This is a genomic window from Rivihabitans pingtungensis (genome assembly GCF_003201855.1).
In the GTDB taxonomy this organism is placed as follows: Bacteria; Pseudomonadota; Gammaproteobacteria; order Burkholderiales; family Aquaspirillaceae; genus Rivihabitans; species Rivihabitans pingtungensis.
The window spans coordinates 16,500-37,776 of record NZ_QJKI01000004.1; the positions used below are offsets into that span (position 1 = coordinate 16,500).

General features: G+C 61.0%; 23 protein-coding genes. 12 read left to right on the forward strand and 11 right to left on the reverse strand.

The window, feature by feature from the left end:
- Positions 1-24: 24 nt before the first annotated feature.
- Together DFR34_RS16755 and DFR34_RS04320 are read left to right on the forward strand one after the other, a co-directional pair.
- Entirely contained in the window at positions 25-219 is a 195-nt protein-coding gene (locus DFR34_RS16755; protein ID WP_146215045.1) for a hypothetical protein, read from the forward strand.
- Positions 220-263: 44 nt separating this feature from the next.
- Positions 264-758, forward strand: coding sequence for a hypothetical protein (locus DFR34_RS04320; protein WP_146215046.1), 495 nt, complete (start codon positions 264-266; stop codon positions 756-758).
- Between the two features lie 71 nt (positions 759-829).
- Here DFR34_RS04320 and DFR34_RS04325 read toward each other — a convergent pair whose 3' ends face one another.
- Complete coding sequence (locus tag DFR34_RS04325) at positions 830-2,581, reverse strand: M61 family metallopeptidase (protein ID WP_110389945.1); 1,752 nt, start codon at positions 2,579-2,581, stop codon at positions 830-832.
- A 476-nt stretch (positions 2,582-3,057) separates the two neighbouring features.
- On the opposite strand from DFR34_RS04325, the gene ccoN reads away from it, so the two are divergent.
- The 6 genes from ccoN (at position 3,058) to DFR34_RS04355 (ending at position 8,552) form a co-directional block, all read left to right on the forward strand.
- Complete coding sequence (gene ccoN / locus DFR34_RS04330) at positions 3,058-4,479, forward strand: cytochrome-c oxidase, cbb3-type subunit I (protein WP_110389946.1); 1,422 nt, start codon at positions 3,058-3,060, stop codon at positions 4,477-4,479.
- A gap of 21 nt (positions 4,480-4,500) precedes the next feature.
- Entirely contained in the window at positions 4,501-5,115 is a 615-nt protein-coding gene (gene ccoO / locus DFR34_RS04335) for a cytochrome-c oxidase, cbb3-type subunit II (protein WP_110389947.1), read from the forward strand.
- Positions 5,116-5,125: 10 nt separating this feature from the next.
- Positions 5,126-5,329 carry a cbb3-type cytochrome oxidase subunit 3 gene (locus DFR34_RS04340; protein ID WP_110389948.1) on the forward strand — a complete coding sequence of 68 codons (204 nt, stop codon included), beginning with the start codon at positions 5,126-5,128 and terminating at the stop codon, positions 5,327-5,329.
- Positions 5,326-6,243, forward strand: a complete 918-nt coding sequence (gene ccoP / locus DFR34_RS04345; protein ID WP_110389949.1) for a cytochrome-c oxidase, cbb3-type subunit III — start codon at positions 5,326-5,328, stop codon at positions 6,241-6,243. Before DFR34_RS04340 ends, ccoP begins: the two co-directional genes overlap by 4 nt.
- Positions 6,244-6,559: 316 nt before the next feature.
- Positions 6,560-8,005, forward strand: a complete 1,446-nt coding sequence (ccoG, locus tag DFR34_RS04350) for a cytochrome c oxidase accessory protein CcoG (RefSeq protein ID WP_110389950.1) — start codon at positions 6,560-6,562, stop codon at positions 8,003-8,005.
- A 7-nt stretch (positions 8,006-8,012) separates the two neighbouring features.
- A complete protein-coding gene (locus DFR34_RS04355; RefSeq protein WP_110389951.1) occupies positions 8,013-8,552 on the forward strand; it encodes a FixH family protein in 540 nt (179 codons plus the stop codon).
- A 187-nt stretch (positions 8,553-8,739) separates the two neighbouring features.
- Here DFR34_RS04355 and DFR34_RS04360 read toward each other — a convergent pair whose 3' ends face one another.
- The 5 genes from DFR34_RS04360 to DFR34_RS16760 all read right to left on the reverse strand — a co-directional run bounded on the left by DFR34_RS04360 (position 8,740) and on the right by DFR34_RS16760 (position 12,972).
- Positions 8,740-9,117, reverse strand: coding sequence for a rhodanese-like domain-containing protein (locus tag DFR34_RS04360; protein ID WP_110389952.1), 378 nt, complete (start codon positions 9,115-9,117; stop codon positions 8,740-8,742).
- A 120-nt stretch (positions 9,118-9,237) separates the two neighbouring features.
- The gene (locus DFR34_RS04365; protein WP_245906811.1) at positions 9,238-10,041 is read right to left on the reverse strand and encodes a sulfite exporter TauE/SafE family protein; all 804 of its coding nucleotides are present in this window, start codon (positions 10,039-10,041) and stop codon (positions 9,238-9,240) included.
- Positions 10,038-10,901, reverse strand: a complete 864-nt coding sequence (locus tag DFR34_RS04370) for an MBL fold metallo-hydrolase (protein ID WP_110389953.1) — start codon at positions 10,899-10,901, stop codon at positions 10,038-10,040. The genes DFR34_RS04365 and DFR34_RS04370 overlap by 4 nt, the downstream gene beginning before the upstream one ends.
- A gap of 258 nt (positions 10,902-11,159) precedes the next feature.
- Complete coding sequence (locus DFR34_RS04380) at positions 11,160-12,260, reverse strand: hypothetical protein (protein WP_110389955.1); 1,101 nt, start codon at positions 12,258-12,260, stop codon at positions 11,160-11,162.
- Positions 12,261-12,540: 280 nt separating this feature from the next.
- A complete protein-coding gene (locus tag DFR34_RS16760; RefSeq protein ID WP_146215049.1) occupies positions 12,541-12,972 on the reverse strand; it encodes a hypothetical protein in 432 nt (143 codons plus the stop codon).
- Positions 12,973-13,611: 639 nt separating this feature from the next.
- Between DFR34_RS16760 and DFR34_RS04385 the strand changes: the two genes are divergently transcribed.
- Complete coding sequence (locus DFR34_RS04385; RefSeq protein WP_158281731.1) at positions 13,612-15,180, forward strand: methyl-accepting chemotaxis protein; 1,569 nt, start codon at positions 13,612-13,614, stop codon at positions 15,178-15,180.
- 234 nt (positions 15,181-15,414) lie between these two features.
- On the opposite strand, the gene phbB is transcribed toward DFR34_RS04385, so the two are convergent.
- The 3 genes from phbB to DFR34_RS04400 all read right to left on the reverse strand — a co-directional run bounded on the left by phbB (position 15,415) and on the right by DFR34_RS04400 (position 18,701).
- A complete protein-coding gene (gene phbB / locus DFR34_RS04390) occupies positions 15,415-16,152 on the reverse strand; it encodes an acetoacetyl-CoA reductase (protein WP_110389957.1) in 738 nt (245 codons plus the stop codon).
- A gap of 426 nt (positions 16,153-16,578) precedes the next feature.
- Positions 16,579-17,457 carry a ribosome small subunit-dependent GTPase A gene (gene rsgA / locus DFR34_RS04395; RefSeq protein WP_110389958.1) on the reverse strand — a complete coding sequence of 293 codons (879 nt, stop codon included), beginning with the start codon at positions 17,455-17,457 and terminating at the stop codon, positions 16,579-16,581.
- A complete protein-coding gene (locus tag DFR34_RS04400; RefSeq protein WP_110389959.1) occupies positions 17,454-18,701 on the reverse strand; it encodes a M48 family metallopeptidase in 1,248 nt (415 codons plus the stop codon). Before DFR34_RS04400 ends, rsgA begins: the two co-directional genes overlap by 4 nt.
- Before the next feature lie 148 nt (positions 18,702-18,849).
- On the opposite strand from DFR34_RS04400, the gene orn reads away from it, so the two are divergent.
- A complete protein-coding gene (gene orn / locus DFR34_RS04405) occupies positions 18,850-19,395 on the forward strand; it encodes an oligoribonuclease (RefSeq protein ID WP_110389960.1) in 546 nt (181 codons plus the stop codon).
- 128 nt (positions 19,396-19,523) lie between these two features.
- On the opposite strand, the gene DFR34_RS04410 is transcribed toward orn, so the two are convergent.
- Together DFR34_RS04410 and DFR34_RS04415 are read right to left on the reverse strand one after the other, a co-directional pair.
- Positions 19,524-19,856 (reverse strand): RnfH family protein, encoded by a 333-nt coding sequence (locus DFR34_RS04410; protein WP_110389961.1) that lies wholly within the window; start codon positions 19,854-19,856, stop codon positions 19,524-19,526.
- On the reverse strand, positions 19,843-20,280 hold the full coding sequence (locus tag DFR34_RS04415) for a type II toxin-antitoxin system RatA family toxin (RefSeq protein WP_110390098.1): 438 nt from the start codon (positions 20,278-20,280) through the stop codon (positions 19,843-19,845). Before DFR34_RS04415 ends, DFR34_RS04410 begins: the two co-directional genes overlap by 14 nt.
- A 152-nt stretch (positions 20,281-20,432) precedes the next feature.
- Between DFR34_RS04415 and smpB the strand changes: the two genes are divergently transcribed.
- Positions 20,433-20,882: an SsrA-binding protein SmpB gene (gene smpB / locus DFR34_RS04420; RefSeq protein ID WP_110389962.1), complete on the forward strand. Its 450-nt coding sequence runs from the start codon at positions 20,433-20,435 to the stop codon at positions 20,880-20,882.
- A gap of 7 nt (positions 20,883-20,889) precedes the next feature.
- On the forward strand, positions 20,890-21,222 hold the full coding sequence (locus DFR34_RS04425; RefSeq protein ID WP_110389963.1) for a hypothetical protein: 333 nt from the start codon (positions 20,890-20,892) through the stop codon (positions 21,220-21,222).
- The last annotated feature ends 55 nt before the right edge of the window (positions 21,223-21,277 follow it).

A 21,277-nucleotide genomic window follows, 5' to 3' on the forward strand; every position in this document is an offset into this window, starting at 1 on the left:
ATGGGTTTTGGGCGCTGAGGTGGCATGTTTGCCATGAAATACATGCAAGTATGGGGTTGTCTAGCAAGAGATGCTAAGCTTTTCTTCATCGGTAGAGTAAAACTACTGATGGTGTTTTATTTGTATGGGTTTTTTGCTGGCGATAATATCCAGCTTGCAAAAAGCAGCTCCTCGGAAATCCATGATTTGTTTTATGCTGGCGTCAGCCAAAGCACATAGGCTTTGGTGATGAATGTCATATTGGATTTTTTAGGAGTTTGATCATGTCTAATGCTTCTTCCGCTGCACCCGTTGCGCCGGCGACCGTTGCGTCGGCACCCGTTTTGGCTCCCCGAGCGTTCACCGCACAGATACCTTCCGTGCTGGCTGTGCTAACCCTGCTGGCCTGTTTTGCCATGTTTTACTACTTTATTGATTTATCTTCAAAAAGTGGTGCGCAACTGGTCGAGATGAAGGCCGCTGCGCAGGCGGTGTCGCAGCTTACCCAACAAATGCGGCAATTGCCGCCAGAGAAAACCGCTCAGTATACCAAGACGCAGGATGATCTGGTGCTGGCGCAGAAAGTGCTGGACAACGCCCGTTCAGTGCAGGATGCCGTCAAGGAGCAGCAAAGCGCCACCAAGGATTTTATTTTGTATATTCTTGGCGTGTTGTCATCCGCGGTGACGACCATTCTGGGCTATTACTTTGGCAGTTCCAGCAGCAGTGCGCAAAAAACGGAAGTATTGAAAGCCATGACTCAACAAAACGCTGCTTAAGCGCAAGACATATTGCTTGTTCTGTCAGGGGTGCGCCAGAACTGCGGTTCTGGCGCACCGTCAGTGCCATCTCAGCCCTGTGTTGATAACCATCCCTTGACCCGCTCTGGCTCAAACGCCAGCGCGCAATGGTCGTGCGGGCGCGCTTGCAGGGTGATGTTCACGTGCAGCAGCCGCTCACGGCGGAAGGCGTGCACGCTGAGCTGTTCACCCGCTTGATAGCGCGCCAGCATGGCGTCCAGGTCGTGGATGCGCAGGCCATCCAGTGCAATCAGCACATCGCCGCCCGATAGGCCAGCCTGCTGCGCCGGGCCGTCTTGGTAAGCGCATTTGATCTTCCAACCCAGCGGATCACGCTCGGTTTTCACCCCCAACGTCGGCGCCTGGCTGTCGCCGCTGCTGTGGCTGAGCGTGACGCCAACGCTGGCCAGCAGTTCGGCCAATGGCAAGGGCTCAACGCTGCGCAAGGCGCGGTCAAAAAAGTCGGATAAATCCAACCCGCTGATTTGGCTGGCAATCGCCTCCCATTCGGCTTCCGCCACGCCCTGGCCATCTGCCAGCCAGCGTTGCCACAGCGCGCGCATCACGTCATCCAGCGAACGCGCACCACGGGTGTCGCGGCGAATCAACAAATCCAGGCACAAAGCCACCAATGCGCCCTTGGTGTAATAGCTCACCAGGCTGTTGGGGCTGTTTTCGTCTTGCCGGTAGTATTTGATCCAGGCGTCGAAGCTGGCGTCTTCCAGATTTTGTACATATTGGCCTGGCGTCCGCTCAACGGCAGTCAGCGTATCGGACAGGCGCTTGAGATACTGCTCGGCGCTGATCACCCCGCTGCGCGCCAGCGCCAGGTCGTCGTAATACGAGGTCACGCCTTCAAACGCCCACAGCAGCCGGGTGTAGTTTTCCTGATACAGGTCGTGCGGAGTAAACACGGCCGGGGCAATGCGCTTGACGTTCCAGGCGTGAAAATATTCATGGCTGAACAAACCGAGCAAATCCTGATACGCCTTGCTGGGCGCTTCTTCTCCCTCTGCCGGCAGCGCGGCGCGGTCGGCCATCAAGGCGGTGGACGCGCGGTGTTCCAGTCCGCCATAAATATCCTGGCCGACATACAGCAAAAACACATAGCGGGTAAACGGCGGCGGCGCGCCAAACAAGCGGATTTGCCATTCGCACACCGCCTTGACGTCGCGCGCCAGACGCTTGAGGTCACCACGATGCTGGCCGCTGACGGCGATTTCGTGCGGCACGCCGCCTGCGGTGAAGCGCACCAGGTCGAGCTGAGCCATTTCCACCGGGTGGTCGATCAGCTCGGCGTAGTTGTCGGCGCAGAAGCGGCCAAAGCCATGCCGGGCGGCGCGCCCAAGGCGCGGCAGGCTGGTGACCAGCTTCCAGTCGGCGCAGGCCGGGTGTTCCGGTGCGGCAATCTCCACACTGACCGGCTCGTCGGCGCGGCCGGCGACTTCCAGAAACACGCTGCTGCCATTGAAGAAGCCGCGCTCAAGATCAAGATACGCGCCGCGCACCGACAGATCGAAAGCGTATACCCGATAGTGAATTTCCAGCCGGCGGGCCTGGCCGGGGTCGAGCGTCCAGCTGTGTTTGTCGATTTTGGTGACAGCAAGATTGGCGCCATCGGCCTGAGCATGCAGGCTGACAATATGGCGGGCAAATTCGCGCAGCAGATAGCTGCCGGGAATCCAGCAGGGCAGACGCAGGGTGAGTGGGCCAGGGGTCAGCGCTTGGATGGACAGGGTGACATCAAAATAGTGTGCGGCCGGGTCGGCCACGCACAGGCGGTAATGCAAGGGGTGGATCATGGCGGGCTCGTGTGCACATAAAGTCGGACTGACAGTGTGCCGCATGCAGGCGAAGATGTGTATGCCTTTTGCCCATGCTGATGGCGTGGCTCAGTCAGGTCAAGTCCCCTGGCATGGTAAAAATACGGGGAAATCGGCTGATGGGCTGGCTTGGGGTTGACCTACGTCAACACCTTGTCAAGGCATGACAATATAATGAGTTGGCTGGAATTGAGTCTTGCGTCAGGCAAGGGTTGACTGACTTGGCCATGCATCTGTGTGGCCTGTGCGGCCCCTTCGATGTAAAATGGGTCGATTCAGATACGGGGGCGTGTAGCTGACCGCGTCGCACACAAGGGCTTTTGGCCCTGCGGCGCCAGTCCCCGGCCCGAGCCGGTGGAAGCGCATCACAACCATATGGGGGCATATGGGGCGTTTCCAACAGGCCTGCTCGACGGTTTTTGATTCTTGTGTTAGCAACCTTGGAGAAACCCTAAATGGAAACGCAATCCACTTATAACTATAAGGTGGTGCGCCAGTTTGCCGTGATGACCGTGATCTGGGGCATCGTCGGCATGCTGGTGGGCGTGATTATCGCCGCGCAGTTGGTGTGGCCGGACCTGAACTTTGGTCCGTGGCTGCACTTTGGTCGTCTGCGTCCGCTGCATACCAATGCCGTGATTTTCGCCTTTGGCGGTTGCGCATTGTTCGCCACCTCCTACTACGTCGTTCAGCGCACCTGTCAGGTTCGCCTGTTCGCCGAGAAACTGGCCGCCTTCACCTTCTGGGGCTGGCAACTGGTCATCGTGCTGGCCGCCGTCACCCTGCCGCTGGGTTTCACCTCCGGCAAGGAATACGCTGAGCTGGAATGGCCGATTGACCTCCTGATCACTGTGATCTGGGTGGCTTACGCGATTGTGTTCTTTGGCACCATCGCCGTGCGCAAAGTCAAGCACATCTATGTGGCCAACTGGTTCTACGGTGCCTTCATCCTGACTGTGGCCCTGCTGCACATCGTCAACAGCCTGGAAATCCCGGTTTCCCTGACCAAGTCCTACTCGGTGTACGCTGGCGCTGTGGATGCCATGGTGCAATGGTGGTACGGTCACAACGCCGTGGGCTTCTTCCTGACCGCCGCCTTCCTGGGCATGATGTACTACTTCGTGCCCAAGCAAGCTGGCCGTCCGGTGTTCTCCTATCGCCTGTCCGTGGTGCACTTCTGGGCGCTGATCTTCACCTATATGTGGGCAGGTCCTCACCATCTGCACTACACCGCCCTGCCGGACTGGACTCAGTCGCTGGGTATGGTGTTCTCGCTGATTCTGCTGGCTCCGTCCTGGGGTGGCATGATCAACGGCATCATGACCCTGTCGGGCGCCTGGCATAAGCTGCGCACCGACCCGGTGCTGAAGTTCCTGGTGGTGTCGCTGTCCTTCTACGGCATGTCCACCTTCGAAGGCCCGATGATGTCGATCAAGACCGTGAACGCCCTGTCGCACTTCACCGACTGGACCGTCGGCCACGTGCACTCCGGCGCACTGGGCTGGGTGGGCTTCATCTCCATTGGTTCCATCTACTACCTGCTGCCGCGTCTGTTTGGTCGTGAGCAAATGCACAGCATGAAGCTGGTCGAAGCACACTTCTGGCTGGCTACCGTGGGTGTGGTGCTGTACATCGCCGCCCTGTGGATTTCCGGTGTGATGCAAGGCCTGATGTGGCGTGCCCTGAACCCGGATGGCACCCTGACCTACTCGTTTGCCGAAGTGGTGAAGGCTACCTATCCGTACCACTTTGTCCGTCTGCTGGGTGGTGTGTTCTACCTGACTGGCATGTTGCTGATGGCCTACAACATGTTCCGCACCATCGCCATTGGTCGCCCGGTTGTGGCTGAAATCCCGGCCGTGGCTCACGCTCACTAAGTCGGACGAAGGAAAGCGAACATGGAAAAGTTTCAGAAACTGGTTGAAGAACACGTCGGCTATCTGATCGTGTTCACCCTCTTGGCCGTCAGCGTGGCCATGCTGGTTGAGATTCTCCCGCTGATGTTCCAGAAGTCGACCACCGAGCCGGTGGCGGGCGTCAAGCCGTACAACGCCCTGCAACTGACTGGTCGCGACATCTACATCCGCGAAGGCTGCTACAACTGCCACTCGCAGATGATCCGTCCGTTCCGCGCCGAAACCGAGCGCTATGGCCACTACTCGGTGGCGGGTGAGTCGGTGTACGACCATCCGTTCCAGTGGGGTTCCAAGCGTACCGGTCCGGACCTGGCCCGTGTGGGCGGCCGCTATTCCGACGAATGGCACCGTGTCCACCTGACCAACCCGCGTGACGTGGTGCCGGAATCGAACATGCCGGCCTTCCCGTGGCTCTCCAAGAACCTGGCTGATGCCGATGGCGTGGCTGCCAAGATGACTGCCCTGCGTAAAGTGGGTGTGCCGTACTCCGACCAGGAAATTGCCGAAGGCAAGGCCATGGTGGAAGGCAAGTCGGAAATGGAAGCTCTGATCGCCTATCTGCAGGGCCTGGGTCTGGCGCTGAAGAACACGCGTTGATTTCCAGTCCATGGACGGCATCAATCTGATTCGAATCATCTTCACCGTGCTGTCGTTTGTCTGCTTCCTGCTGATTGCCTTCTGGGCATACAGCAAGACCAGCAAAAAGCAGTTTGACGAAGCGGCTAACCTGCCCTTTGCCGACGATGAAGAGGGTTCACAGCAAGCTGACGGCACTCGCTCGCCGTCAGCTTCCGACGGAGCAAAAAGATGAGTGATTTTGTGAGTGATTTCTGGAGTATCTGGATCACCGTGATTGTGGTGGTCGGTATCCTGGGTGTGGGCGCATTGCTCTTCAGCCAGTCCAAGACCACGCTCAAGAAGGGTGAGCAGGTCCAGACCATGGGTCATGTGTGGGATGGTGACCTGGAGGAGTACAACAATCCGCTGCCGCGCTGGTGGATGGGCATGTTCTACCTGACCATCTTCTTTGGCATTGGTTACCTGGCGCTGTACCCAGGTCTGGGCAAGTGGGCCGGCCTGCGTGGCTGGACCTCGGTTGGCCAGTACAAGGAAGAGCGTTCCCAAGCCGAAGCCAAGTACCAGCCGCTGTACGACAAGTACTTGAAGCAAGATGTCAAGGCGGTGGCTGCTGACAAGGAAGCTCAGGAAATGGGCAAGCGCCTGTTCCAGACCTACTGCATCCAGTGCCACGGCTCTGATGCCCGTGGCGCCAAGGGCTTCCCGAACCTGACCGACAACGATTGGCTCTATGGCGGCAGCCCGGAGCAAATCCTGCAAACCCTGAACGGTGGTCGTCAAGGCCAGATGCCGGCATTTGGTGCGGCTTTTGGCGAAGAAAAGGTCAAGGACGTGGCCAACTACGTGATGTCGCTGTCCGGCAAGAAGCATGACGCCGAACGCGCCGGTCGCGGCAAGGAAACCTTCTCTACCGTGTGCGCAGCCTGCCACGGCCCGGATGGCAAGGGTAACCAGGCCATGGGCGCCCCGAACCTGACCGACAACATCTGGCTGTATGGCGGCACTGAAAAGACCATCATCGAGACCATCACCAATGGTCGCGCCAACCAGATGCCGGCGTGGAAAGACTTCCTGGGCGACGGCAAGGTGCACCTGCTGACCGCCTATGTGTGGGGTCTGTCCAACAACAAGGCCGCTGCTCAGTAATCGCTGAGGCCTGTTGAGATGTGCAACACTGCCCGCTTTGGCGGGCAGTGTCGTTTCTGCCTGTTGGCGCGGGCCGGATTTGACCTGTGTCAACAAGTGGAAAACTTGGGTTCACTAATTCCACGCAGTCACTATAGATTTTGATAGAATAAATATAGCGCCAAATATCCTTTGCGTATGGCGTAAACTTCCTGCTTGTCGAGCTGTCTGGCAAGCTGGCTCTGCTGAATGCAGAGGGTTTAGCCAAGCAGTGGCCTGCCGCTTCGCGCCGGTCTGCTGCGACTGTTTGGCTAAACCTTTCTCAGGAACCACGAGTATGTCGAGCGACAAAAAGTCCATCCCGATCAAGCCTGTGCCTGCCGACAACAAGGCAGACAACAAGGCTGAAGTCGTCTCTCTGTACGCCGAGCACAAGAAAATCCACCCGCGTCACGTCACCGGCCTATTCGCCAATATGCGCGTGGCCATGGTCTGGCTGACCCAATTGGTGTATTTCGGCTTTCCCTGGATGACCTGGAACGGCCGCCAGGCGGTGCTGTTTGATCTGGTCAACCGCAAATTCTACTTTTTTGGCATCACCTTCTTCCCGCAGGATTTCATCTACGTTGCCGCCCTGCTGATGATGTGTGCGCTGGGCTTGTTCCTGTGGACCACCATTGCCGGCCGCTTATGGTGTGGCTACGCCTGTCCGCAGACAGTGTACACCGAAGTGTTTTTGTGGTTTGAGCACCTGATCGAAGGCGACCGCAGCAAGCGCATCAAGCTGGATGCAGCACCGATGTCGGCGCGCAAACTGGGTTTGAAGACCGCCAAGCACACGCTGTGGATTGCCTTCTCGCTGATCACCGGCTTTACCCTGGTGGCCTATTTTACCCCGCGCACCATGCTGATTGACGAACTGCTGGTGTGGGATCTGGGCCCGTGGGAGACCTTCTGGATCTTCTTCTACGCCTTTGCCACCTATGGCATGGCCGGCTTCATGCGCGAGCAAGTGTGCAAATACATGTGCCCGTATGCCCGCTTCCAGAGTGTGATGTTTGACGCCGACACCCTGATTATCTCCTACGACACCGAACGCGGTGAGCCGCGCGGCACGCGCAAGAAGGGCGTGGACCCGGCCAGCGTCGGCAAGGGCAGCTGTGTGGACTGCGGCATCTGCGTGCAGGTGTGCCCGACCGGCATCGACATCCGCAACGGCCTGCAATACGAGTGCATCGGCTGCGCTGCCTGTATCGACGCTTGCGACGAAGTGATGGACAAGATGAACTACCCGCGCGGCCTGATCCGTTACACCACGGAAAACGCGCTGGAAAAACACTACCCGGAAAGCCAGATCTGGACCCGCATCAAGCGTCCGCGGGTGATCATGTATTCGCTGGTGCTGTTCACCGTCGCCGGCATCGCCATCACCGGCCTGATGATGCGCCAGCCGCTGAAGGTGGATATCCTGCGCGACCGCGCCTCGCTGGTGCGTGAAACCCAGGATGGCCTGCTGGAAAATACGTACAATATCCGCTTTATCAATATTTCCGAGAACCCGCAGAAGCTGAAACTGTCTGTGCAAGGTCTGCCTGGCATCAAGCTGGTGGCCGAGCGAGATGTGTTTGACGTGCCGCCCACGGGCAATGTGCTGGTGACCCTGAACGTTCAGGCACCGCCGGAGAGCGCACCCAAGGGCAGCCACAAAATCCAGTTTGTGATCAAGTCCCTGGATGACAATGCGGTCAATCTGGAAGAGCCCAGCAGCTTTATTGGAGAGTAAGCGCATCATGAGCCAATCGACCACCCCGATTTCCACCGTGCCCTGGTATCGTCAACGCTGGCCTTGGTTGCTGATGCTCGGCCCGATGGTGGTGGTGGTCGCTGGCTTGACCACGGCTGCTGTGGCCGTGCGCACCCAGGATGCACTGGTGAACGACGACTATTACAAACGCGGCAAGGAAATCAACGCCGAGCTCACCCGCGACAACGAAGCTACCCGGCTGAAAATGGGCGCGCAAGTGATGTTTGGCGAGGGTGGCCGTGATGTGCGGGTGATGCTGCAAAGCCCGGTGGCGGCAGCGCCGGACAAAGTACGTTTGCTGATGCTGCATCCCACCCTGTCGGATCGGGATCAGCAAGTCGAGCTGGTCAAGAGTGGCGAAGGCTTTTACATGGGCAAGCTGACCCTGCCTGCGGCGGCACACTGGTTTGTCCGGCTGGAAGATATCAGTGGCCGCTGGCGCTTGCAAAGCCAATGGAAGCCTGCTGAAGACAATGTGGTTGCCTTGTCTGCCAGCGCCTCGGGCGGTCAGGCAGCGGACAACTGATCAACTGCGGTAATTCACTTGCATGCCGCGTTCGACGCACCCCGCCTCGGCGGGGTTTTTCATGTCTATTGAGTGCTGAGGTAGCACGATTGACCAAATGCAGCACAGTACTGCTGGCCAAGTGTGCGACGGCAGCAGACATGACGGGCGCCATGCAACAACGCCAGGAGGGTTTTCTCGGCGGTGCTTATTCAAACGACGGCAGCGTCGCTTGCTCCACCGGCAAGCCCTCCGCCAACCACTGATCAAACCCGCCCGCCACCGAACGCAGCTGGGTATAGCCCAGGCTGGCCAGTGACTGACAAGACAGCGCCGCGCGGCCGCTGGTCTTGCAGTACACCAGCACAGGCGCGTTGCCATCAGGCTGTAAATCCGCGATGCGAAACTCCAGCATACCGCGCGGCACATTCACCGCACCGGGCACATGGCCGGCGGCAAATTCGTCCGGCTCGCGCACATCAATCAGCAAGGCGGCGCAGCTCACCTGCCAGGCTTGTGCCTGCGACGGGGTGAGTTCGGTGATGCCGGCGCGCGCGGCCAGCACCAGATCGTGTGCGGTTTTCATCAGTCAAACACTCCTAAATAAAAAAGCATGCTGGCCAGTCGCCTGGCACAGCATGTCAGCAGGGTGAAGCAAGAAACACCCGGAGAAAACCCTGAGAGACAACCCGCGGCGGGTGCAGACTCACACCAGCCCGGCGCTTTTCAGTAATAAATAACCAGCTACTGCACACACCATCCAGGCAAAACTGCGCTGCACGGCGGCCTGCGACAAACGGCGCGACACCCGTCGGCCCACCAGCATGCCGACGAGACTGGCCAGCAGAAACGGCGCCGCAACATCGACAGGAGGATGCACGCCGTGCCAGGTGGCCATGCCCACGCCGCCAGCGCCCACCAGGGCAATCACCAGCAGCGAGGTGGCGGCAATGCTGTGCATCGGCAAAGGGCTGAGCCGGCGCAAGGCCGGCACAATGATAAAACCGCCTCCCACGCCCAGCAGGCCGGTCATCAGCCCGGATAACACGCCGACGCCGCCGATGAGCAACATGCTGCGCAAGGGCCAGACAAAGCGCCCGGTTTCCGGGTGCAGCGGGCAGAGCGATGCTTCGTCTTCGCCGGTTTGGCCCGATTTGTTGAGCAAGCGCCAGGCAGTCCACAGCATCACCGCGGCAAACAGCGCCAGCAACACACGCCCCGGCAATTGCTGCGCCAACATGGCGCCCAGGCCAGACGCCGGCACGCCGGCGCAGGCCATCAGCAAGGCGGCGCGCCAACGCACCAGGCCATGCCGAAAGCCATCCCAGGCGCCCAGCGCGGCGCTGCCGGCCACGCCAATCAAGGCCACCGGCCCGGCCTGCACCACGCCCCAGCCCAGCACCGCCACCAAGGCCGGCACGGCCATGATGCCGCCGCCCGCGCCAGTGACGCCTTGCAGGCCGCCAATCAGCGCGCCGGTCCACAGCAGATTAAACAGCGTCCAGCTCACAGCGCATTGACCGGCAGCTTGAGATAGCTGACGCCATTGGCCTCGGCCGGCGGCAACTGGCCAGCGCGGATGTTCACCTGCACCGAGGGCAGCAACAAGGTGGGCATGTCCAGCGTGCGGTCACGCGCCTGCCGGCGCTCGACAAACGTTGCCTCGTCCACGCCGTCATGCACATGGATATTGCCGGCGCGCTGTGCCGCCACCGTACACACCCAGGCCGGTTCGGTGCGGCCCGCTGGCGGGTAGTCGTGGCACAGCATCAACTGGGTGGATTCCGGCAGGGCCAGCAGCCGGCGGACCGAGCGGTATAACTGATGGGCGTCGCCGCCGGGAAAATCACAGCGCGCAGTGCCGACATCTGGCATGAACAGGGTATCGCCGACAAACACATGGTCGCCAATCCGGTAGGCGACATCGGCCGGGGTGTGGCCGGGCACGGCCAGCACTTCCACGCTCAGCCCGCCCAGGGCAAAAATTTCGCCATCGGCAAACAGCCGGTCAAACGGCGCGCCATCGCGCGGGGCGGCGTCGCCCAGATTGAACAGGCCGGCAAAGGTGTGCTGCACCTCGCGGATGCGCTCGCCAATGCCCACCGAGCAGCCCAGCTGCGCTTTCAGCCAGGCAGCGGCGGATAAATGGTCGGCGTGGGCGTGGGTTTCCAGCACCCAGGCCACGTGCAAATCCAGCGCGCGCGCGGCGGCCAGCACCTGTTGCGCCGAGTCGCTGCGCGTGCGGCCCGAGCGCGGGTCAAAGTCCAGCACCGGGTCGATAATCGCCGCCACGCCGCCGGGACGGTCGTACACCAGGTGGGTAACGGTCCAGGTGGCGGGGTGGTAAAAACTGTCGATGATCGGGTTCATGCCGGGCTCCGGGCGAGTGGATGAATTTATTATATACAAAAGTATAATGATTGCAAAATCGTATGCAGATGCTCAGCTGATGGAGATGACCATGCAAAACGCCCGCTGGTTTCAGCGGGCGTTGGGGGCGTTCACTTGGCCAAGTGTTGCATCGCTTACCAAACTCAGTGAAGCACGCCTGGCAAGGCGTGCGGCCGCAGACCGTGCTTATAAGACAAAGGCCGCGCAACAAGGCCAGGCGGCTGGTGTGAGCAGCGTTTAATGCAGGCCGTGCGATTGCGCCGCCGGGTCGTTGACGGTGACAAAAAACGGAATGCCATGCTCGCGGTCGGTTTGCACTTCTTTCACCAGCCGCACGTCTTCCACCTGGCATTCGCGCATCAGGCCGATGAATTCTTCGGCAATGCGCTCCACCGAATCCAGCGGCGCCAGCGGCCAGGCGTGCGCCGCCCAGTTTTTGTCGTCACCCGGCGTGCTGATGGTAAAGCGCAGCTCGCCATTGTCGTGGGCGGCGGCGATGGCGGTGATCGGCAGCGAATATTCACGCAGCTTGCGGATGATATTGCTGGCGAACACTTGCAGATTGACTTCCTGGCGGGCGGCCTGGCCCTGGCGGTGCGCCTCGCGCAGCCAGTTGGGCACGCGCGGGATGGGGAACAGCGTCACATTGGCGGTTTTCAGCTGCTCGCCCAGCAATTGCATCAGCGGCATGCCCCAGGCGCCCATGCTGCCGCCCAGTTTCACCGGCATTTCGCCATTGGCCTCGCGCATGGCCACGCCCACCAGATAGCGCACCAGCACGCAATCGTCCTTCACCGGCGCCGGGTCGCCCGGCAGCTCCACCGGCAGGCCGCGACCGGCGTCGGCCAAATTGCGGCTGTAGCGGTACAGCTGGCTGAAGCTCAGCCCTTCCAGCGTGTCCGGGTGCACCAGCTTGCCCGAGATAAAGCATTCCGCCTGGGCGTCGATCACGCCGTGCTGGCGCAGCAGCTGGCTGAGCGCGTCCACATCGCTCAGCCGCTCGGGCAACTCGGCGCGGCCCTTGCAGCCGGCCACCAGCACCACCGGCAAGGCAAAAATCACCGCGTGGCGCTCGTTGCCCACCTGACCCACCACGTCCAGCGCAGCTTGCCAGACGGCTTTATAGACTTCTTGCGACGGCGCATGGCGCAGCGCGGCGTTCAGCACGCTGTCGTCGGCGGCGGCCAGTTGCGCGGCGATGGCGTCTTTCAGCGCTTCGGCGCGGGTCAGCGCACGGCCGGCCTCGCGCTCGGTCAGCAAGGCCATGGCCAGGCGAATCAACAGGTTATCGGGGTCAACACGGGGGTACAGGCGGGGATCAGGCAGCAACATCGACATGGGAGGGTTCCGCTACTAGGGCACAAAATCGGCGTTATTGTCGCACAGATGGGCGTGCGCTGCGCCGCTTGTGCATGCGTGCTCAGGGCCGATTGCGCTATTGCCGGTGGCAGGGTCGGTGTACCGCTGATGTTCGCTAATGAACATCTTATTTGCCCTACAGCGACAATTTTTTACAAAAATGATGCCTAGCAACATGAAGAGCGTTGACAGGGTCACGGTCGGTCTGGATAATCCGTACTCGTTGAGATGCAGCAATTGCTTCTTGATAGTTTCTCCTCTATTTCTCCTTTGTAGATTGAAGCGCGGGCTTATCTCCCGCGCTTTTTTTTTGCCAAAAATTCCCGCCCTTGTTTTTTCTGGATTTTTTTCTGTGTTTACCTTGCTGGGTAAAGCCTGCTTGCGCAGGTGACGCCAGCACTGAGACGCTGTCATGTAGGGGGAAACCCTGATGCCAAGGACAGAGACACAGTTGCTGAAAATTGCTGCGCTGCAGCAAAAAAAATGTTCGTCTTCGAGAATTTTCGTTGATTTGTGGACATTCTGTTTGGCCATCCAGACAAAATGCCCAGTTTGATCCAGCGCAAGGATTGTGCAGTTTTTGCCCTGTCAGGGCTGAAACAGCCAGTTTTTCACCTGTTTTTTGCCATTGATCACCGTAGAATGCTGCCCACATCGGCAGACCTGCCCGGCCCAATCCGGCCGGAAACACACCACGCCGCCAGCCATGGCCGGCACGGTGCGCAGCATATGCCGCTGCATTGCAGCGGCAAACGGCCCATCTCTTGTGGTGGCCCGCGTCTGCAGGATGCGCTCTCCCGGGTTTTGGGTGTTGGAGAGCCTGTCGCGCGGCATGCATGGGTAGTTGGGGGCAGGCCGCGAGATGACAAGGGATCAGGCAAATGACGGGGCAGGTGTGGGGGCATCCGCCCCGTCATGATTCCTCGGTGTGTATACCGGGGCCGAGGCTGATTCCAGCGCGTATTCGTTCCAGTATTGCCGGCGGGTTCTGACCGTCGGTCATCCTCCTTGATCAGATGTTGGCAGTATGTTGTGAGTGGCCTTGTGCCAGAGCGGCAGCATGGCGCACGCCTGTGGCCAAGCAGGCCATGGCGTTCGCAGCATGCCCGCGTTGCCTGGCTGTGCGGGGCATGGCCCCGATATTGCATAGAGATTCCAGCGCGCCAGCTGATGCGGGCTGAATACCATGCAGGGCAACAGTGTTGCAGCGCCCGCTTGTCGGGCTCGGCGCCGCACCCGGATGGCGGCAAAAAAATGAATCCGCGCCACGCCCAACCTGCGCACAAGACAGGCGGCGCGCACAATAGTCAGGGGTAGCCAGGGGATGAAGTTGAATCAACCCGTCACCGGGCGTGAAAAGCCGTTCACGCACGGGACGATTGTCACCAAAACCGATTTGAAGGGGATCATCACCTACGCCAATGATGCGTTTGTGGACATGTCCGGCTTCAGTCGCGAAGAGCTGCTGGGGGTCAATCACAATATTGTGCGGCACCCCGATATGCCACCCACGCTGTTTGACGATATGTGGAAAACCCTGCGCCGTGATAAACCATGGCAAGGGCTGGTGAAAAACCGCTGCAAGAACGGCGACCATTACTGGGTATCGGCGTTTGTGGTGCCCATTCGCGAACGTGGACAGACCACAGGGTACATGTCGGTACGTTCTCCGGCGCCGCGTGACGGCATCGCCAAGGCAGAAATCCTGCATCGCCAGCTGGGGCGCGACGGCAAACTGAAAAAATCGCGCGGCCTGCGCTTAAGCTCCACCGCCAAGGTGCTGCTGGGCCTGCTGTTCATCAACGCTGTGGCACTGACCAGCGCCACGCTGGATGCGCCATGGGCGCGCTGGGGCGGCGTGGGCGCCATGCTGCTGGGCTCGCTGCTGGCCTGGCTGGCCTATGGCCGCGCGCGCCAGCGCTATGCCCACATCAATCACACCTTTGCCCGCATCGCCGAAGGCGTGCTGACCAACCCCTTGCCCACCGAGCGCGACGACGAAATCGGCCTGATCGAATCCGGCCTGGCGTCGATGCAGGTGCAGGTAAAAGTGATTGTCGATGACTTGCTGCACGATGCTCGCTTGGTAGAAAGCCGCGCCAAAAAGCTGAACGACAGTATGGCCGAGATGATGCGCCGCTTTGACAGCCAGGCAGACAGTGCTTGTGCGATTTCTGCGGCGATTGAGCAGATGAGCGCTTCCATCACCCAAGTGGCTGATAACGCCAAGGTGGCAGCCGAGCACACCGACAGCGCGCGCGACCTGGCGGAAAGCGGTGAAACCCGCATGCGCGTCTCGCACGAAGGCACGCAGAAAACCGTCCACATCATGCAAAACGCCCAAGGCGCCATCGACCAGTTGCACTGCGCGGTAGGCAGCATTGCCACGGTGACCGAAACCATTCACGCCATTGCCGAGCAAACCAATCTGTTGGCGCTGAACGCGGCGATTGAGGCCGCCCGTGCCGGTGAGGCCGGACGCGGTTTTGCTGTGGTGGCCGATGAGGTGCGCAAGCTGGCCGAGCGCACCAGCCAGAGTACCGGCGAGATTCACGCCCTGGTCAGCCAGGTGACGGCGGTGGCGCAATCGGTAGTCGCGGCCATGGGCCAGGTGGGCGAACATACCCGCCACGGTGAAGGCCAGCTGGATGCCGCCATGGCGGCGCTGCAACAGATTGTCGCGGCCAGTATTCAGGTGAATGACATGGTGTGCGGCATTGCCGAAACCAACCATCAGCAGTCGATTACCTCGCATGACCTGGTCAACCGCACAGTGAATGTCAGCGAACAGCTGGAGGCTTCGGCGCAGGCGGCGCAGCAGGCGCGTAGCATGATTGATGATTTACTGCGCCAGGCCGAAAAAATGGCTCGGCTGGCGCGGCATTTCGAGGCGGATTGAGCGCTGCGGCTGGCGCGATTTGCCATGACACACGGCCCGCTGTGGTGTATCACAGCGGGCCGTTGGGTATTTCGAGCGGCTAGCAAAACCCTCCTGGCGTTGTTGCGCGGTCTTGCCGTACTGGCTTGTGCTGTCTGCGGCAGCGCGCCTGACCAGCGCGCTGGGTTTTGTAAGCCGTGCTTAGTCGGCAGGCGTGGGCAGACGGCAAAGTCACACCATCACGCCAAACGCCGCTTACATCATGTGCTGGCCGCCGTTGATCGCCAGGTTGGCGCCGGTGATGAACCCGGCCAGATCCGAGGCCAGATAGGTCACCAGGCCGGCGATTTCTTCCGGCTTGCCCAGCCGGCCGACCGGAATGCCGGCGATGATCTTGTTGCGCACCTCTTCCGGCACCGCCATCACCATATCGGTGCCGATATAGCCCGGCGACACAGTGTTGACGGTGACGCCCTTCTTGGCCACTTCCTGCGCCAGCGCCATGGAAAAACCATGCATGCCGGCCTTGGCGGCGGAGTAGTTGGTCTGGCCGAACTGGCCTTTCTGGCCGTTGATCGACGAGATATTGATCACCCGGCCCCAGCCGCGCTCGACCATGCCATCCACGGTGGGTTTGCACAGATTGAACAGCGAATCCAGGTTGGTGCGCATCACCATGTCCCAGTCCACTTTGTTCATTTTCTTGAAGGTGCCGTCACGGGTGATGCCGGCGTTGTTGACCAGAATGTCCACCGGGCCCACTTCGGCGGCAATTTGCGCCACGGTGGCGGCGCAGGCGTCGGTGTCGGTCACGTCGCACAGATAGGCGTGCATGGCGTAACCCTGCTCTTTCATGTCGGCCAGCCATTGCACTTCCTTGCCGGACTTGCTGTAGGTGGTGACCACGGTGCAGCCGGCATCAGCCAGCGCCTTGCAAATGGCGGTGCCGATGCCGCCCATCCCACCGGTGACCAGTGCGATTTTTTTCGTCATGGGTTCTCTCTCCGTCTGTGTCTGTGTGTTCTGCGCGCGCCGGCAAAACATGGCGCGCGGCGCGCCTGCGCGGCAAGGCCTGGCGCAGGCGTCAGTGCGGATGTTGGCGGCAGGGTCTGCGCCCTGTCTTCGCCATGCGCATCGCGGCGCTGACCCTATGGTTATAGCATTAAAATTTTGCTTGAGTGTGACGACTTGTCGTGCGGCGCAGCATTAACCGGTACGTAAACCGCGTGCTGGCGCGAAATTTTTCGCCAGATTTCCAGAAAAACAGCAATCATCTGCCAGAAAAATGCCAGCAAGGCCGATTCACCTGGGGGTTTTACGAAAAACTACCTAGTAGACAAGAATATGCTGCGTCGCCGCAGGCGGGGCGGGGTTTCCGCGTGCGTCAGCACCGCAAAAACCCGCCAGAGAGGAGGCGGCTCAGCCGCGTGGGGACAGCTCGTCGGTGAGCTTTTGCAAGAACGCCAGCCGTTCGGCCGACACCGCGCCGGACTGGGCGGCGGCAATCAGCGCGCAGCCAGGCTCGACGCGGTGGCTGCAATTATGAAAACGGCACTGGCCGATATAGGGGCGCAGTTCGGGAAACTCATGAATCAGGTCGGGCGCGTGCAGGTGGCGCAGGCCGAATTCCTGCAAGCCGGGCGAGTCGATCAAATGGCTGTCGGCGTCCAGGTGATACAGCTGGGCGTGGGTGGTGGTGTGGCGGCCAGAATCCAGCGCGGTGGAAATCTCGCCCACCCGCGCGCAGGCGTCTGGCAGCAAGGCGTTGGTGATGGTGGATTTGCCCATGCCGGATTGCCCGACCAGCACGCTGGTGTGGCCTTGCAGGCGCGCGCGCAGCGCGCTGACGTCTTCACGCGCGGACAGCGGCAGCAGCGGATAGCCCAGCGCCTGCCAGGCCGCCAGCCGTGCGCGCGCCGCCTCGGCCTGTGGCAGGTCGCATTTGTTCAGCACGATCAGCGGGGCAATGCCCCCCGCTTCGGCCGCCACCAGGCAGCGGTTCAGCAGCTCTTCGCTAAAGGTCGGCACCGGGGCCAGCACAATCGCCAGCTGGGTGACATTGGCGGCGATCAGCTTGCTGCGAAAAGCGTCTGAGCGGTACAGCAGGCTCTGGCGCGGCTGCGCGCGCTCGATCACCGCCTGTTCGGCGTTTTGCACCAGCAAATCCACATGGTCGCCGCAGGCGTAGTCGGTTTTTTTGCCGCGCGTGGTGCAGTCGTAGCGCACCCCTTCCGGGGTTTCCACGATGTAACGGCGGCCATAGCTGGTGATGATCTGGCCGGTGCAAGTCTGGCTCATGCGGACAATTCTTTCAGGTGGGCAATGCGCAGGCTGGCCGGCGGATGCGAATCATAAAACCGCGAATGCAGCGGGTCGGGGGTCAGCGTGGCGGCGTTGTCGCGGTACAAGGCCACCAGCGCGGCAATCAGCTCGGCAGGCGAGGCATGCCGCGCGGCAAAGGCGTCGGCCTGGTATTCGTGGCGGCGCGACAACAGGCTGGTCAGCGGGGTGAGCGGAAAGGTAAAAGCCGGCAGCGCCAGCAAAAACAGCAATAAGCCAGTGGCCAGCGTGCCATGGCTGACGCCCAGCGCCGGCTGAAACCCCGCCCAGCCCAGCAGCCACTGCATGCCGGCCAGCACCGCCAGCGACAGGACAAAGCTGGTGAACATGCGCTGCACAATATGGCGATGATGAAAATGCCCCAGCTCATGCGCTAGCACCGCTTCGATTTGCGCCGGGCTGAGCTGCTTGATCAAGGTGTCAAAAAATACAATGCGCTTGGCGCGGCCAAAGCCGGTGAAATAGGCATTGCCGTGGCTGGAGCGGCGCGAGCCGTCCATCACGAACACGCCGCTGGAGGCAAAACCGCAGCGCGCCAGCAAGCCTTCGATGCGGGTTTTCAAATCCTGGTCGGCCAGCGGCTGAAAGCGGTTGAACAAGGGGGCAATCACCGTGGGAAACAGCCACATCAGCAACAGGCTCAGCCCCACCCACACCGACCACACCGCCAGCCAGGCCTGATCGCCCAGCGCCGCCAGCAGCCACAACACCAGCGCCAGCACCGGCAGGCCAAGCAGCGCCGACAGCGCCAGCGATTTGGCCAGGTCGGCCAGGTAGAGCGCCGGCGTGCTGCGGTTAAAGCCAAAGCGCGCCTCCACGCCAAAGGTGGCGTACAGGCTCAGCGGCAGGCTGAGCGCGCCGCTGAGCAGCAAGGTGGAGGCGATCACCGCCACGCCCTGCCACAGCGGGTCGGCCAGCCAGCCGGCCCACAGCCGCGCCAGCGCGTCGATGCCGCCGCCCAGCGTCAGGCCCAGCAGGATGGCGCTGTCCCACAGCGCGTCAAGCTGCGTCAGCCGGGTTTTGGCGCAGGTGTAATCCGCCGCTTTTTGGTGGTCGGCCAGCGACACCTGGCCGGCAAAAGCCGCCGGCACCGCCTGGCGATGGGCGCGCACATGGGCATGCTGGCGCGCGGCCAGCCACAGCCGCAAGGCCAGACTCAGGGCAAGGGCAAAAACAAATAGCAGGGTTAGCGGTGAGCTCATGGGCAGGGCCGGATGGAGTGAAGACGGCAGGATGGACTGCGCGGGCGCGCCAACGTTCGCTGCCGGGCGCGACGCCAGGTCGGCGAACGCGGCAAGTTCATGCGACAATAACCGTCTTTATCAGAGTCAACAGAAACGAACGCGCATTATGGCACAGGATCAAAACAACCTCATCTGGCTGGACATGGAAATGACCGGGCTGGATCCGGACAACGACCGCATTATTGAAATGGCCGTGGTGATTACTGACAGCCAGCTCAACACCATTGCCGAATCGCCGGTGCTGGTGGTGCATCAGTCCGACGCCGTGCTGGACGGCATGGACGACTGGAACAAATCCACCCACGGCCGCTCCGGCCTGATCGACAAGGTCAAGGCCTCGACGCTGGACGAAGCCGCCGCACAAGAGCAGATGCTGGCGTTTTTGCGCGAGCATGTGCCCGGCCGCGCCTCACCGATGTGCGGCAACTCGATTTGCCAGGATCGCCGCTTTATGGCGCGCTGGATGCCGGCGCTGGAAGCGCATTTTCACTACCGCAATCTGGACGTCTCCACGCTGAAAGAGCTGGTCAAGCGCTGGAAGCCGGAGCTGGCCAAGGGCTTGCGCAAGCATGGCAAGCACGAGGCGCTGGCGGATATTTATGAATCCATCGAAGAAATGAAGTACTACCGCGAGCACTTCATCCGGCTGTAACAGCCTGGCCTCCTTGCGCTGCGCGTGTTGTCAGCGGCGATTCGCCCGGCCCGCGCGCCTGTGGCATGGGCGGCATCTGCCTGTGCCACGGCAGTGCCGGGCCACGGCGCCTGATCAGCTGGAAGGCGTCAGCCCGCCTCGCCGACGCCCTTGCGCATGGCCTTGCCCTCGGCCGCGCGGCGGCGGCGCACTTCTTTGGGATCGGCCAGCAGCGGGCGGTAGATTTCCACCCGGTCGCCTTCGCGCAAGACCGTGTCGGCGGCGCTGACTTTGCCAAACAGGCCCAGCTTGTGTTGGGCCAGATCAAGCTCCGGGTATTGGCGCAGCAGGCCGCTCAGCGCCACCGCTTCTTGCGCGGTGGTTCCCACCGGCACATGCAGCGCCAGCAGGGTTTGCCGCTCGGGCAGCGCATACACCACCTCGACGGCGATGCGCGCCGGGCTGCTGTCAGTCGTCGCCATACAGTCGATCCGCCTCACGGATAAAACAATCCACCAGCGTGCCAGAGATATGGCTGAACACCGGACCGATGATTTTTTCCAGAATCTTGCTGGAGAATTCGTAGTTCAGCCGGAATTCAATCTTGCAGCCAATATCGCCCAGCGGGATAAAGCGCCAGCCGCCGCTGAGCTGCTCGAACGGGCCATCCACCAGCGTCATGTCGATGGTGTAGTCGTCGTGGTTGTAATTGCGCGTGGTGAAGTGCTGACGGATTTTCAGGTAATCAATGTGCAGGCTGGCCACCAGCTCGGGCCCCTGGCGAGAAATCACCTCGCCGCGCGCGCACCAGGGCAGGAACTTCGGGTAGCGCTCCACGTCGTCCACCAGATGGAACATCTGCGCCGGGGTATGGGCCACCAGCACGTTTTTTTCTACAACAGGCATACTCAGCTCGGCCAACATGAGGGTAAAGATGACCAGCGCCAGGCGCCGGCAGCGGCATTGTACCCCGGCCGGCCGGTCAAGCCCATGAATTTGCGCCAGTTTGGCCCGGCGCGATGATCTGCTAAAATGACCGATTCACCCACGGGGGCGTCATGAGCATTATCCAGAACAAAAAAGCCTTCCATGATTTCTTCATTGAAGAGAAATTCGAAGCCGGCCTGGTGCTGGAAGGCTGGGAGGTCAAATCCATCCGCGCCGGTCGGGTGCAGCTGAAAGAATCCTATGTGATCATCAAGCAAGGCGCCATCTGGCTGATTGGCTGCCATATTTCGCCACTGCCCACCGCCTCCACCCACGTCCACCCCGACCCCACCCGCATCCGCAAGCTCTTGCTCAAGGGCGGGCAGATCGACAAGCTGATCGGCAAGGTGGAGCGCGCCGGCTACACGCTGGCGGCGCTGGACATGCATTACCGCAATGGCTGGGTCAAGCTGGAAATCGGCCTGGCCAAGGGCAAAAAACAGCATGACAAGCGCGAAACCGAGAAAAACCGCGAGTGGGAGCGGGAAAAACAACGCCTGATGAAGCACAACGTGCGCTGAGCCCGCCATGCACCGCAACGCGACTTTTCCTGTTTTGCTGATCACCGCCGGCCTGCTGTGGTTTTTGCACAGCACCGCGCTGTTGCCCAACGCCCACAGCCTGGTGGCCATCGGCCTGGCGGTGGCGGGTGGGGCCATGCTGCTGCTGGACGGCCTGAACAAATCCACCCTGGTCAGCTGCCCGATGCTGATGTACGCCGGCCTGGTGGTGTACGGGCGCGAGCATTTTGCCCTGCCGTTCAGCGTGTGGGCCTCGTGCGGCATGGTGCTGTTGGGCCTGCTGCTGTTGGCCGCGCGCAGCAGCGCCGTGCCCGAGCGCAGCCGCCGACGCCCCGATTGAATCGTTTGACTGTATCTTGACTGTATCGCCGCTACGCCGGCCCGGAAAGACCCTC